Origin of the sequence: Pantoea sp. Ap-967, from assembly GCF_011752565.1 — a bacterium.
Taxonomy (GTDB): Bacteria; Pseudomonadota; Gammaproteobacteria; order Pseudomonadales; family Pseudomonadaceae; genus Aquipseudomonas.
In genome coordinates, this window is sequence record NZ_VWXK01000001.1 from 517,711 (window position 1) to 531,727 (window position 14,017).

Annotated in this window: 11 protein-coding genes; all 11 read left to right on the forward strand. The window is 65.2% G+C overall.

From position 1 onward, the window contains the following. The first annotated feature begins 177 nt into the window (after positions 1 to 177). The 11 genes from F3J45_RS02500 to F3J45_RS02550 all read left to right on the forward strand — a co-directional run bounded on the left by F3J45_RS02500 (position 178) and on the right by F3J45_RS02550 (position 13,866). Positions 178 to 2,403 carry an NADP-dependent isocitrate dehydrogenase gene (locus tag F3J45_RS02500; protein ID WP_167056756.1) on the forward strand — a complete coding sequence of 742 codons (2,226 nt, stop codon included), beginning with the start codon at positions 178 to 180 and terminating at the stop codon, positions 2,401 to 2,403. Positions 2,404 to 2,581: 178 nt separating this feature from the next. Continuing rightward, positions 2,582 to 3,022, forward strand: a complete 441-nt coding sequence (locus F3J45_RS02505) for an NUDIX hydrolase (RefSeq protein ID WP_167056759.1) — start codon at positions 2,582 to 2,584, stop codon at positions 3,020 to 3,022. A 59-nt stretch (positions 3,023 to 3,081) separates the two neighbouring features. Further along, entirely contained in the window at positions 3,082 to 4,206 is a 1,125-nt protein-coding gene (mnmA, locus tag F3J45_RS02510; RefSeq protein ID WP_167056762.1) for a tRNA 2-thiouridine(34) synthase MnmA, read from the forward strand. Beyond that, complete coding sequence (gene hflD, locus F3J45_RS02515) at positions 4,203 to 4,829, forward strand: high frequency lysogenization protein HflD (RefSeq protein ID WP_167056765.1); 627 nt, start codon at positions 4,203 to 4,205, stop codon at positions 4,827 to 4,829. The genes mnmA and hflD overlap by 4 nt, the downstream gene beginning before the upstream one ends. A 248-nt stretch (positions 4,830 to 5,077) precedes the next feature. Next, complete coding sequence (purB, locus tag F3J45_RS02520; protein ID WP_167056768.1) at positions 5,078 to 6,448, forward strand: adenylosuccinate lyase; 1,371 nt, start codon at positions 5,078 to 5,080, stop codon at positions 6,446 to 6,448. Positions 6,449 to 6,529: 81 nt separating this feature from the next. Next, the gene (locus F3J45_RS02525; RefSeq protein ID WP_167056771.1) at positions 6,530 to 7,696 is read left to right on the forward strand and encodes a cupin domain-containing protein; all 1,167 of its coding nucleotides are present in this window, start codon (positions 6,530 to 6,532) and stop codon (positions 7,694 to 7,696) included. Continuing rightward, positions 7,689 to 8,117, forward strand: a complete 429-nt coding sequence (locus tag F3J45_RS02530) for a GNAT family N-acetyltransferase (RefSeq protein ID WP_167056774.1) — start codon at positions 7,689 to 7,691, stop codon at positions 8,115 to 8,117. The genes F3J45_RS02525 and F3J45_RS02530 overlap by 8 nt, the downstream gene beginning before the upstream one ends. Positions 8,118 to 8,343: 226 nt before the next feature. After that, on the forward strand, positions 8,344 to 10,293 hold the full coding sequence (locus tag F3J45_RS02535; RefSeq protein WP_167056860.1) for a DNA topoisomerase III: 1,950 nt from the start codon (positions 8,344 to 8,346) through the stop codon (positions 10,291 to 10,293). A gap of 229 nt (positions 10,294 to 10,522) precedes the next feature. Next, positions 10,523 to 11,812 (forward strand): FAD-binding oxidoreductase, encoded by a 1,290-nt coding sequence (locus F3J45_RS02540; protein ID WP_167056777.1) that lies wholly within the window; start codon positions 10,523 to 10,525, stop codon positions 11,810 to 11,812. Then, entirely contained in the window at positions 11,805 to 12,356 is a 552-nt protein-coding gene (locus tag F3J45_RS02545) for a helix-turn-helix domain-containing protein (RefSeq protein ID WP_167056780.1), read from the forward strand. Before F3J45_RS02540 ends, F3J45_RS02545 begins: the two co-directional genes overlap by 8 nt. Positions 12,357 to 12,513: 157 nt before the next feature. Beyond that, complete coding sequence (locus tag F3J45_RS02550) at positions 12,514 to 13,866, forward strand: glutamine synthetase family protein (RefSeq protein WP_167056784.1); 1,353 nt, start codon at positions 12,514 to 12,516, stop codon at positions 13,864 to 13,866. Positions 13,867 to 14,017 lie beyond the last annotated feature (151 nt).

Below are 14,017 nucleotides of genomic sequence, written 5' to 3' on the forward strand. Positions count from 1 at the left end.
AGCCTGGCCAGAAAAAGCCTGGACTGTTACCGCAGCTCAGCATTGACGCTCGACTGATGCATCCACCATCACAGCTCGCAGCCTCTCGACTTTCCGCTCATGGCGTTGCCAGGGCGATGCGCCTACCCTGCGCAACACGAGACTCGAGCACGCTCAGCACACAGAGAGTTAACCCGCATGCCCACCCGTTCCAAGATCATCTATACCTTCACCGACGAAGCCCCTGCCCTCGCCACCTACTCGCTGCTGCCGATCATCGAAGCCTTTACCGCTTCGGCTGACATCGCCGTCGAAACTCGCGACATCTCCCTGGCTGGCCGTATCCTTGCCGCCTTCCCGGAGCAACTGGGCGCAGAGAAGCAAGTAGGCGATCACCTGGCGGAACTGGGCCAGCTGGCTACCACCCCTGAAGCCAACATCATCAAGCTGCCGAACATCAGCGCCTCGGTACCGCAGCTCAAGGCCGCGATCAAGGAACTGCAAGGCAAGGGCTTCAACATCCCTGACTACGCCGACGCGCCGGCCAGTGCCGAGGAAAAAGAATCCCGCGCACGCTACGACCGCATCAAGGGTTCGGCCGTGAACCCCGTGCTGCGCGAAGGCAACTCCGACCGCCGCGCACCGCTGTCGGTCAAGAACTACGCTCGCAAGCACCCGCACAAAATGGGCGCTTGGGCCGCCGACTCCCAGTCGCACGTTGCCCACATGACCCAGGGAGACTTCTACGGCAGCGAAAAAGCCGCACTGATCGAGGCTGACGACAGCCTGCGCATCGAGCTGGTCGGCAAAGACGGCAGCACCACCGTGCTGAAGGAAAAAACCGCCGTCAAAGCCGCCGAAGTAATCGACTGCGCCACCATGAGCCGCAAGGCCCTGAAAGCCTTCATCGCCGAGCAGATCGCCGATGCCAAGGCCTCCGGCGTGCTGCTGTCGGTGCACCTGAAAGCCACCATGATGAAGGTTTCCGACCCGATCATGTTCGGCGTCATCGTCGAAGAGTTCTACAACGACGTGCTGGCCAAGCACGCCGCAGCCCTGGCTGAAGTCGGCTTCAACGCCAACAACGGCATCGGCGACCTGTACGCCCGCATCAAGGACCTGCCAGCCGACAAGCAGGCCGAGATCGAAGCCGACATCCAGGCCCTGTACGCCGAGCGTCCAGCCCTGGCCATGGTCAACTCCGACAAGGGCATCACCAACCTGCACGTGCCAAGCGACGTCATCGTCGACGCCTCGATGCCAGCGATGATCCGTGACTCGGGCAAGATGTGGAACACCGCCGGTGAACTGCAAGACGCCAAGGCGATCATCCCGGACCGCTGCTACGCCGGCATCTACCAGGCCACCATCGAAGACTGCAAGGTCAACGGCGCCTTCGACCCAACCACCATGGGCAGCGTACCGAACGTTGGCCTGATGGCGCAGAAGGCCGAAGAGTACGGCTCCCACGACAAAACCTTCCAGATCAAGGCCGACGGCGTCGTGCGCGTGGTCGATGGCAAGGGCCAGGTCGTTCTGGAGCAGAACGTCGAAGCCGGTGACATCTTCCGCATGTGCCAAACCAAGGACGCGCCGATCCAGGACTGGGTCAAGCTGGCCGTCAACCGTGCCCGCCTGAGCAACACCCCAGCGGTGTTCTGGCTGGACCCAGCCCGCGCCCACGACGGCGTGATGATCGAGAAGGTCCAGAAGTACCTGAAGGATCACGACACCACCGGCCTGGACATCCGCGTTCTGGCCCCGGTCGACGCCATCAAGTTCTCCCTGGCCCGCATCCGCGAAGGCAAGGACACCATTTCGGTGACCGGCAACGTGCTGCGCGACTACCTGACCGACCTGTTCCCGATCATGGAACTGGGCACCAGCGCCAAGATGCTGTCGATCGTGCCGCTGATGAACGGCGGTGGCCTGTTCGAAACCGGCGCCGGCGGTTCGGCACCCAAGCACGTGCAGCAGCTGGTGGAAGAGAACTTCCTGCGTTGGGACTCGCTGGGTGAGTTCCTGGCCCTGGCCGCTTCCCTGGAGCACCTGGGCAACACCTACGACAACCCACGCGCCAAGGTGCTGGCCAACACCCTGGACCAGGCCACCGGCAAGTTCCTCGACACCAACAAGTCGCCTTCGCGCAAGGTTGGCGGTATCGACAACCGTGGCAGCCACTTCTACCTGACCCTGTACTGGGCCCAGGCCCTGGCTGCCCAGAGCGACGACGCCGCCCTGCAGGCCCGCTTCGCCCCGCTGGCCAAGACCCTGACCGAGAACGAGGAGACCATCGTCGCCGAGCTCAACGCCGTTCAGGGCAAGCCGGCCGACATCGGTGGCTACTACGCCCCGGATGCCGAGCTGACCGCCAAGGTGATGCGCCCAAGCCAGACCCTCAACAGCGCCATTGCCGCCCTGTAAGGTTCGCTTGACGTAACAACACAAACCCCGGCCACGCACCGGGGTTTGTGCTTTCTGGGTTTTCCGTGCGGGCCTATCGCGACTTGCAGTCGCTCCTACGAACGATCGCCCCCGGTAGGAGCGACTGCAAGTCGCGATGGGCCGCACAGCGGCCCCAGCAACCTAAAAGGACACCCCAATGACCTGGCAACCCCACATCACCGTCGCCACCGTCGTCGAACACGACGGCAAATTCCTCTTCGTCGAAGAATTCAAGGCCAACCAGCACGTCTTCAACCAACCTGCCGGCCACCTGGAACCCAACGAAACCCTACGCCAGGCCGCCCTGCGCGAAACCCTTGAGGAAACCGCCTGGGAAGTCGAGCTCACCGGCGTGGTCGGCATCTACCTGTACACCGCCCCGAGCAACGGCGTGACCTACCAGCGCATCTGCTTCGCCGCCCGCCCGCTGCGCCTCCACCAGGACCTGGCGCTCGACAGCGACATCGTGCGCGCCGTGTGGCTGACCCGTGACGAGCTGCTGGCCGACCCCACCCGCTGGCGCAGCGAGCTGGTGCCGCGCTGCCTCGACGACTACCTCCAGGGCCCCTTGCACAGCCTTGAGCTGCTGCGCGACTGACGCGCCGCGCCGGTTTTGATAGAATCGGCGTTTTTCCCCCTTGATACACACCGGTAAACATGACCAGCCCAGCACTCAAAGACCCCGCCAAGACCCGCGTCATCGTCGGCATGTCCGGCGGCGTGGACTCTTCCGTCTCCGCCCTTCTGCTCATGGAACAGGGCTACCAGGTGGAAGGGCTGTTCATGAAGAACTGGGAAGAAGACGACGGCACCGAATACTGCACCGCCCGTGAAGACCTGGCCGACGCCCAGGCCGTGTGCGACCGCATCGGCATCAAGCTGCATACCGCCAACTTCGCCGCCGAGTACTGGGACAACGTGTTCGAGCACTTCCTTGAAGAGTACAAGGCCGGCCGCACGCCCAACCCAGACATCCTGTGCAACCGCGAAATCAAGTTCAAGGCGTTCCTCGACTACGCCCTGTCGCTGGGCGCCGACCTGATCGCCACCGGCCACTATGTGCGCCGCCGCGACACCGGCGCGCTGACCGAACTGCTCAAGGGCCTGGACCCGAACAAGGACCAGAGCTACTTCCTGCACGCCGTGGGCGGCAAGGAAATTGCCCGCACCCTGTTCCCGGTCGGTGAGCTGGAAAAGCCCGAAGTGCGCGCCATCGCCGAAAAACACGGCCTGGCCACCGCCAAGAAGAAAGATTCCACCGGCATCTGCTTCATTGGCGAGCGCCGCTTCAGCGACTTCCTCAAGCAGTACCTGCCCGCCCAGCCGGGCAACATCGAAACCACCGACGGTGAAGTGATCGGCCGCCACCACGGCCTGATGTACCACACCATCGGCCAGCGCCAGGGCCTGGGCATCGGCGGCCTGAAAGACGCCAGCGACGAGCCGTGGTACGTGCTGCACAAAGACCTCACCCGCAACGTGCTGGTGGTTGGCCAGGGCAACGAACACCCATGGCTGTTCTCCCGCGCCCTGCTCGCCTCGGAAATCTTCTGGGTCAACCCGGTCGACCTCAGCACCCCGCGCCGCCTGACGGCCAAGGTGCGCTACCGCCAGGGCGACCAGCACTGCACCCTGGAACAGAGCGCTACCGGTTACCGCGCCGTGTTCGACGAACCGCAGCGCGCCGTGACCCCGGGCCAGTCGGTGGTGTTCTATGACGGCGAGGTGTGCCTGGGCGGCGGCGTGATCGAAACCGCCGAGCCGTGGAGCCCGCGCGCATGAGCAACCTGCAGGAGCAATTGATTGCCCTGGGCGGTGTTTTCCAGGCCGCCGTGCTGGTCGACCGCATCGCCCGCACCGGCCAGGCCAGCGAGGCCAACATCGGTTGCATGCTCGGCAGCCTGCTGGTGCGCGACCCGAACAACACCCTGGAAGTGTTCGGCGGCGACGACCTCAACCTGCGTGACGGCTACCGCGCACTGGTCGGCGCCCTGGAACGCGACCCCAGCAGCCTGCAGCGCGAGCCGCTGCGCTACGCCTTGTCGATGCTGGGCCTGGAGCGCCAGCTGAACAAGCGTGGCGACCTGCTCGACACCATTGGCAACCGCCTGCCGCAAATTCAGTCCCAGGCCGAGCATTTCGGCCTGGTTCACGAAAACGTCATCGCTTCCAGCGGAGCCTTGTACCAAGACACCCTGAGCACCCTGCGCCAGCGTATCCAGGTGCACGGCGACATGCGTTTCCTGCAACAGGCCAGCAACGCCTCGAAGATTCGCGCCCTGCTGCTGGCTGGCATCCGCGCCGCGCGCCTGTGGCGCCAGCTGGGCGGGCACCGCTGGCAGCTGGTGTTCAGCCGGCGCAAGCTGCTCAACGAACTGTACGACATGATGCGTACGCCTTCCTGAGAGGCGACAGAAACCCTCTGTAGGAGCGACTGCCAAGTCGCGAAAAGGGGCGCGCAGCGGCCCTGCAATTTCGCCCGCGGCACAGATTGCAGGGGCTGCTTCGCACCCCATCGCGACTTGGCAGTCGCTCCTACGGTCGCACCGCGACATGGTTTATAGGCCCGACCTTTGGTCAGCCACCCGACCCGGGCGCAAATTTCATGTATGATATGCGCCCTTCCAAAAGCCTGACTGTCCGAGAACACCCCATGCAGCTCTCTTCGCTCACTGCGGTTTCCCCTGTAGACGGCCGTTATGCCGGCAAAACCCAGGCCTTGCGCCCCATTTTCAGCGAATTCGGCCTGATCCGTTTCCGCGCCCTGGTCGAAGTGCGCTGGCTGCAGCGCCTGGCCGCCCACCCGCAGATCGGCGAAGTGCCGGCGTTCTCCGCCGAAGCCAATGCCCTGCTGGACAGCCTGGCCACCGACTTCAAGCTTGAGCACGCCGAGCGCGTGAAGGAAATCGAGCGCACCACCAACCACGACGTCAAGGCGATCGAATACCTCCTCAAGGAGCAGGCCGCCCAACTGCCTGAGCTGGCCAAGGTCAGCGAGTTCATCCACTTCGCCTGCACCAGCGAAGACATCAACAACCTGTCCCACGCCCTGATGCTGCGCGCTGGCCGTGACGACGTGCTGCTGCCGCTGATGCGCCAGATCGCCGACGCCATCCGCGCCCTGGCCCACGCCCACGCCAACGTGCCAATGCTGTCGCGCACCCATGGCCAGCCAGCTTCGCCGACCACCCTGGGCAAGGAACTGGCCAACGTCGTGTACCGCCTGGAGCGCCAGATCGCCCAAGTGGCCGCCGTGCCGCTGCTGGGCAAGATCAACGGCGCCGTGGGCAACTACAACGCCCACCTGTCGGCCTACTCGCAAATCGACTGGGAAGCGAACGCCCGCGCCTTCATCGAAGACGAGCTGGGCCTGCAGTTCAACCCGTACACCACCCAGATCGAGCCGCACGACTACATCGCCGAGCTGTTCGACGCCATTGCCCGCTTCAACACCATCCTCATCGACTTCGACCGCGACGTCTGGGGCTACATCTCGCTGGGCTACTTCAAGCAGAAGACCGTGGCCGGTGAAATCGGCTCCTCGACCATGCCGCACAAGGTCAACCCGATCGACTTCGAGAACTCCGAAGGCAACCTGGGCATCGCCAACGCCCTGTTCCAGCACCTGGCCAGCAAGCTGCCGATCTCGCGCTGGCAGCGTGACCTGACCGACTCCACCGTGCTGCGCAACCTGGGCGTGGGCTTCGCCCACAGCGTCATCGCCTATGAAGCCAGCCTCAAGGGCATCGGCAAGCTGGAAGTCAACCAGGCGCGCATCGCCGCCGACCTGGACGCCTGCTGGGAAGTGCTGGCCGAGCCAATCCAGACCGTGATGCGCCGCTTCAACATCGAGAACCCCTACGAGAAGCTCAAGGAGCTGACCCGTGGCAAGGGCATCACGCCAGAAGCGCTGCTGACCTTCATCGACGGCCTCGACATGCCTGCCGACGCCAAGGCCGAACTGAAGCTGCTGACCCCCGCTACCTACATCGGTAACGCGGCAGCCCAGGCCAAACGCATCTAAGCTGACCGTCGCGTTCAACGCCCGGCCTAGCCGGGCGTTTTTATTCCCGGACGAAAATTACGTTTTTTCAATAGGTTGAACATGAATCCTGATACTCCACTGCAGCTGCTCGGCGGCATCTCGGCCCGCGAATTCATGCGCGACTACTGGCAGAAGAAGCCGCTGCTGGTGCGCCAGGCATTCCCAGACTTCGAAAGCCCTATCGACCCCGACGAGCTGGCCGGCCTGGCCCTGGAAGAAGAAGTCGAGTCGCGCATCGTCCTTGAGCACGGCGCCCACCCGTGGGAGCTGCGCCGCGGCCCATTCAACGAAGACACCTTCGCCGAGTTGCCCGAGAAGGACTGGACCCTGCTGGTGCAGGCCGTCGACCAGTTCGTTCCGGAAGTGGCCGAGCTGCTGGAGCACTTCCGCTTCCTGCCAAGCTGGCGCATCGACGACGTGATGATCAGCTTCGCCACCCCAGGCGGCAGCGTCGGCCCGCACTTCGACAACTACGACGTGTTCCTGCTGCAAGGCCACGGCGAGCGCAACTGGAAGGTCGGCCAGATGTGCAACAGCGACAGCCCACTGCTGGAGCACGCTGACCTGCGCATCCTTGCCGAATTCGAGCAAAGCGCCGAGTGGACGCTGGAGCCGGGCGACATGCTCTACCTGCCGCCGCGCCTGGCCCACTACGGCGTGGCCGTGGACAACTGCCTGACCTACTCGGTCGGTTTCCGTGCGCCAAGCGCGGCTGAAGTGCTGACCCACTTCACCGACTTCCTCGGCCAGTTCCTGCCCGAAGAGGAGCGTTACAGCGACGCCGACGCGCAGCCTGCCAGCGACCCACACCAGATCCAGCACGATGCCCTCGACCGCCTCAAGGCGCTGATCGACAAGCACACCAACGACAAGGACCTGCTGCTGACCTGGTTTGGCCAGTTCATGACCGAGCCGCGCTACCCGGAGCAGGTGGTTGGCGAAGAACTGAGCGAAGAAGAGCTGGTGGAAGCCCTGGAAGACGGCGCCATCCTGATTCGCAACCCGAGCGCGCGCATGGCTTGGTCCGAGCTCAACGACGACCTGATGCTGTTCGCCAGCGGCCGCAGCTGCCCGCTGCCGGCCAAGCTGCGCGAGCTGCTGAAGCTGGTGTGCTCGGCGGATGCGTTACACATCGACAACCTTGAGCAGTGGTTGCAAGATGAAGATGGCCTTATGCTGGTACAGCAGTTGATCAAACAAGGAAGCCTGGGATTCGCCAATGAATAAGATTCGTGTGCGCCTCGCCGACTGGCACAAGGACAACGCGGACATCCGCCGCATCCGTGAAGCCGTGTTCATCGCCGAGCAGCATGTGCCGCCGGAGCTGGAATGGGATTCGGACGATCCAACGGCCGCCCACTTCCTGGCCCTTGAGGGCGACTACGCGATCGGCACCGCCCGCCTGCTGCCCGACGGCACCATCGGCCGGGTGTCGGTGCTCAAGGACTGGCGCGGCCTCAAGGTTGGCGATGCACTGATGCATGCGGTGATCGCCGAAGCGCAGGACCGCGACCTGAAGCAGCAGATGCTCAGCGCCCAGACGCACGCCACGCCGTTCTACGAGCGCCTGGGCTTTCGCGTAGTCAGCGAGGAATTCCTCGAAGCCGGCATTCCCCACGTGGACATGGTGCGCGACTCGCGCGCCTGAAGCCTGCACCGGCCCTTTCGCGGGGCAAGCCCGCTCCTACAGGGGCCCGTATGGCCCTGGGGCATGCGGGGGCCTTTGTAGGAGCGGGCTTGCCCCGCGAAAGGGCCGGCACAGGAAATGACACTCCCCCTGACAAAAACCTGTACATCCATCCAGATAAAGCTTGCCTGTGCGCCCCCGCTTGCGCATCCTAGTACCCATCATTCCCGATGAAGCGTTCCCGGCCATGCGCCTGTTCCTCTGCGAAAAACCCTCCCAGGCCAAAGACATCGCCAAGGTACTCGGTGCCAACCGCAAGGCCGACGGCTGCTGGCAAGGCACTGACGTCTGCGTGACCTGGTGCATCGGCCACCTGCTGGAAACCGCCCCGCCCGACAGCTACGACGAACGCTACAAGCGCTGGAACCTGGCCGACCTGCCGATCATCCCGGAAAAGTGGAAAATGCAGGTCAAGCCCAAGACCGCCAGCCAGTTCAAGGCCGTCAAGCGCCTGCTTGGCGAAGCCCGCGAACTGGTGATTGCCACCGACGCCGACCGTGAAGGCGAGATGATCGCCCGTGAACTGGTGGAGCACTGCCGCTACCGCGGCCCCATCCAGCGCCTGTGGCTGTCGGCCCTGGACGATGCGTCCATCCGCAAGGCCTTGGCGCGCCTGCTGCCAGGCCAGGAAACCTTCAACCTCTACCACTCGGCGCTGGGGCGCTCGCGCGCCGACTGGCTGATCGGCATGAACATGAGCCGGCTGTTCACCCTGCTCGGCCGCCAGTCCGGCTACCAGGGCGTGCTGCCGGTGGGCCGGGTGCAAACCCCTACCCTGCGCCTGGTGGTCGACCGCGACCGCAGCATCGCCGATTTCGTGCCGGTGCCGTTCTGGGCCATCGACGTGCAACTCCAGGCCGCAGGCCAGGTGTTCAACGCCCAGTGGCGGGCGCCGGAAGACGCCTGCGACGACCAGGGCCGCTGCCTGAACCAGGCGCTGGCGCAGCAGGCTGCCGCCGCCATGCAGGCCGCCGGCAGCGCACGGGTGGTGAAGGTTGCCACCGAGCGCGTGCGCGAAGCCGCGCCCCTGCCCTTCGACCTTGGCACCCTGCAGGAGCTGTGCTCGAAGAAGTTCGGCCTGGGCGCCCAGGAAACCCTCGACATCGCCCAGGCGCTGTACGAAACCCACAAGCTGATCACCTACCCGCGCAGCGACTGTGGCTACCTGCCCCTCAGCCAGCACGGCGAAGCCCCGGCCATTCTCGCCGCCCTGCAGCGTGCCGACCCCAGCCTCGCAGCGCTGCAACCGCACCTGGAACCGCAACGGCGCTCTCGCGCCTGGAACGACGCCAAGGTCAGCGCCCACCACGGCATCATCCCCACGGCCGCCGCCAGTGACCCGGCGCGGCTGCCGGCCAAGCACAAGGCGGTGTACACGCTGATCCGCGCCCGCTACCTGGCGCAGTTCCTGCCCAACCACGAGTACGACCGCACCCAGGCCGATTTCGATTGCGCAGGCCAAGCCCTGCGCGCGGTCGGCAAGCAGATCGTCGAACCCGGCTGGCGCCGCGCCCTGCCCGAGGCGCTGACCCCGGCCAAAGGCCGCGAAGCCCCGCCCGCCCAGGTGCTGCCGGCCCTGCGCGAAGGCCAGGAGTGCCAGTTGCAGGGCCTGCAGCTCAAGGACCTGTGGACCCAGCCACCCAAGCCCTTCACCGAAGGCGACTTGATCAAGGCGATGAAGAATGTCGCCAAGCTGGTGGACGACCCGCGGCTGAAGCAGAAGCTCAAGGAAACCACCGGCATCGGCACCGAAGCCACCCGCGCCAGCATCATCCAGGGCCTGCTCGACCGCGGTTACCTGGTGAAAAACGGCAAGGCCCTGGCCGCCACACCGGCCGCCTTCAGCCTGATCGACGCAGTGCCCCGGGCCATCGCCGACCCCGGCACCACGGCGATCTGGGAGCAGGCGCTGGACATGGTGCAAAGTGGCGAGATGAGCCTGGAAGAATTCGTCGCCCGCCAGTCGGCGTGGATGGGCAAGCTGGTGGAGCGCTGCAGCGGCCTGCGCATGACCATCACTGGGCCTGCAGTGGGCAAGACCGCGCCGTGGAAGAAGAAGCGCCGCAGTGCCGGGAAGAGTAAGGCAGCTGATGGCAAGACCGCTGCGCGCAAACCTAGGCGTAAAGCCTCAAGTTGAGGGTTCACCAGCTGTCTTGCTCAAATGCCTGTAGGAGCGGGCTTGCCCCGCGAAGCAGACGACGCGGTGTATGGCACCGGCTTCGCCGGTGTTCGCGGGGCAAGCCCGCTCCTACAGGATCGCCCACAGTCCACTCCCCCCAAGAGAAAAGACCAACGGCCTGGCGCCGTGAAAATCTTCTGCTAAATTTTCATGAAAATAATCACAATAAATTTCATGAGGCCAAGGCATGTTCAAGCAGTCCGCCCAGCACGTCGCCAGCTACTACGCCCAGACCTACCCCGCCAGCATCCCCCTGCGCCCTACCCTGCAAGGCTCGCACGACACCGATGTGCTCATCGTCGGCGGCGGTTTCAGCGGCCTGCACACGGCCCTGCGCCTGGCCCTGGCCGGCAAGCGCGTCACCCTGCTGGAAGCCAGCCGCGTCGCCTGGGCCGCCTCTGGGCGCAACGGCGGCCAGGCCCTGCTCGGCTGGTCGTGCGACATGCCCCCGCTGGAAAAAGCCCTGGGCATCGAGCGCACCCGCCGCCTGTGGAACAGCATGTGCTGGGCCGCCGATGAGCTGCGCGAACTGCCACAGCGCCACGGCTTCGACATCGACTACCGCCTTGGCAGCCTGTGGACCGCGGTGCTTCCACGCCGGGTCAAGCTGCTCGAAGAAGCCCTGCACGACGCCGAGCACAAATGGGGCTACGACGCCCTGCGCCTGATCGGCCGGGACGAACTGCCGCAATGGGTCGACAGCCCGCGCTACCAGGCCGCGCTGTACGATGCCAAGGGTGCCCACCTGAACCCGCTGAAACTGGCCCAGGGCCTGGCGGCAACCATCGAGGCCCATGGCGGGCGCATTTTCGAACAAAGCCAAGTGCTGGGCTACCAGGCAACCAGCAACGGCCATGTCGCCCGTACCGCCCACGGCGAGGTGCGCTGCGCCGTGCTGGTGCTGGCCTGCAACGCCTATATCGACCGCCTCGACCGCAGCCTGTCGCGCCGCCTGCTGCCGGTTGGTTCCTACCAGGTGGCCACCGCGCCACTGGACGCCGACCTTGCCCGTTCGCTCCTGCCGCACAACAGTTGCGTGATCGACAACCAGTTCGTGCCCGACTACTTCCGCCTCACGCCCGACCACCGCCTGCTGTTCGGCGGCGGCTGCACCTACCTGGGCGGCATACCCAAGGACGTCGCCAGCGCCACCCGGCCTTACCTTGAGCGGGTGTTCCCGCAACTGGCGGGCGTTGCCATCGACTACGCCTGGGGCGGGCATATCGATTGCAGCCTGCGGCGCACCCCCGATGTCGGTCGCCAGGGCCAGCGCTACTGGCTGCAAGGGTTCTCCGGCCACGGCGTGCTGCCAACCCTGGCCGCCGCACGCGCAGTCAGTGATGCGATTTTGGGCGACGATGACCTGCTGGCGTTGTACCAGGGCATCGACAATGGCCGCTTCCCCGGCGGCGACCTATTGGCCGCACCGCTGGAGGCGGCGGCCAAGGCCTGGTACAGGATGCGCGACCATGTCTGAAGATGCCCAGGGCCTGGCCCTGCTGATTCGCGACCTGCGCAAGCACCGCGGGCTGACCCTCGATGAGCTGGCGGGCAAGGTCAAGCGCTCGCTGGGCTTTGTTTCCCAGGTCGAGCGCGGCCTGTCGCAACCGACCGTGGCCGACCTCACGGCGATCAGCGAAGCCTTGCAGGTACCGACCACCTACTTCTACCAGGCCAGCCAGCCCCCTGCACTGAACTGGGTGACCCGCCCCGGCGAGCGGCGCACGATCTACTACGCCGAAGGCATCAGCGACGTGCTGGTGTCGCCCACCCTCAACGGCCGCTTCGCCATGCTCGAAAGCCACCTGGCCCCCGGCGCCAGCAGTGGCCAGGGGCACCTGAACGACAGCTCCGAGCAAGGCGGTTTCGTGCTTGAAGGGCAACTGACGCTGTGGCTGGCCAGTGACGAACAGGCCGTGACCCTAGCCGCCAACGACAGCTTCCAGCTGCCGCCCAACCGCCGTTTCCGTTACGCCAACCTGACCAACCAGGCGACCCGCGTCCTCTGGGTATTCCGATGATAAATGCCCGCACGCGCCCCCTGTAGGAGCGGGCTTGCCCCGCGAACACCGGCGAAGCCGGTGCCATGCACCGCGCCGCCTGCTTCGCGGGGCAAGCCCGCTCCTACACAGTCATCGTTGCATCAGACAGTTACGGTTTGTTCCACAGGAGCATTGCATGACCCCTCCATCAGCCTTTCCCGATCTGCTCAGTGAAGTGCGCGCCTTCCGCGCCCGTTACCCCGAGGTCGGCCATGTCGACCTGCTCAGCCTGGATATCCCCGGGCACTTCTACGGCAAACGCTACCCCATCGACATGCTGGAAAAAGTCGCCGCCGGCAGCCCGCTGAAATTGCCGCAGAACTGCGTGCTGCTGGGCGTGCAGGGCGGGCTGTTCCCAATTGGCGACTACTGCTTCAACGACGGCGACCCCGATGCCATCCGCCGCCTGGTGCCCGGCACGCTCAAGCCGGTGACCTGGGAGCGCGAGCCGCTGGGCCAGATGCTGATCAGTTCCGACGGCACCGCCGCGCCCATCGAGTTCGAACCCCGCGAAGTGCTCGCTCGGGTGCTGCAGCGCCTGGAACGCCGTGGCATTCGCCCGGTGGTGGCGTTCGAACTGGAGTTCTACCTGTTCGACCGGGCGCTCAAGCAAGGCCTGCCGCAGTTCCCCCGCGACCCGTTCAGCGACGACCCGGACGACCAGCCCAACATGCATATCGAACGGCTGTCGCGCTTCAGCGACGTGCTGCGCGACATGGTCGACACCGCCAACACCCAGGGCATCGATGCCAATGTGATCACCGCCGAACTGGGCCCCGGCCAGTTCGAGATCAACTTCGGCCACTGCGACGACGGCCTGCAAGCTGCCGACTGGGCTGCCCTGTTCTGCCGCAGCACCCGTGGCGTTGCGCTCAAGCACGGGCTGCGCGCTTCGTTCATGAGCAAGCCCTACCTGCAGGCCCCAGGCAGTGGCATGCACGTGCACGTAAGCCTGTACGACGCAGCCGGCAACAACCTGCTGGCGGCCGACCAGCAACAGCCGCTGCGCCACGCCGTGGCCGGCTGCCTGGCCTTGCTACCGCACTGCATGCCGATCTTCGCCGCCAACCACAATGCGTTTCGGCGCTATGGCGCCATGGTCAATGCCGCCAGCCGCGCCAGCTGGGGTTTCGAGGACCGTGATGCGTGCATTCGCATTCCCGAGTCGGATGAACGCAACCTGCGTATCGAGCACCGCCTGGCGGGCGCCGATGCCAACCCGTACCTGGTGCTGGCGGCGATCCTGTGTGGCATGGAGCATGGGCTGGATGCCGGGCAGGCGCCAATCGCACCGTTGAATGACGACCGCAGCAGTGGCATCGACTTTCCCAAGGACATGCTCGGCGCGGTGGCCGCAATGCGCGAGCACCCAGCGGTCAACGCGGGGCTGGGGGAGGAATTCGTGATGGTGTATTGCGAGAACAAGCGCCAGGACCACCTGGCGTTCCTGCAAGAGGTGAGCGCCCGGGAATACCGCTGGTTCCTGTGACCCAGCGCGTCCAAGCCCGCCCCTTGTAATTAAATGGACTCGCCCCCGCCGAGGCATCACAGTGCCACGGTGGCGTTCTAAGAAGCCAACGGCAGCGAGGGCGAGACCATGAAAAAGCTTACGACGAAACACGATTGTGCGCCTTGTGCAG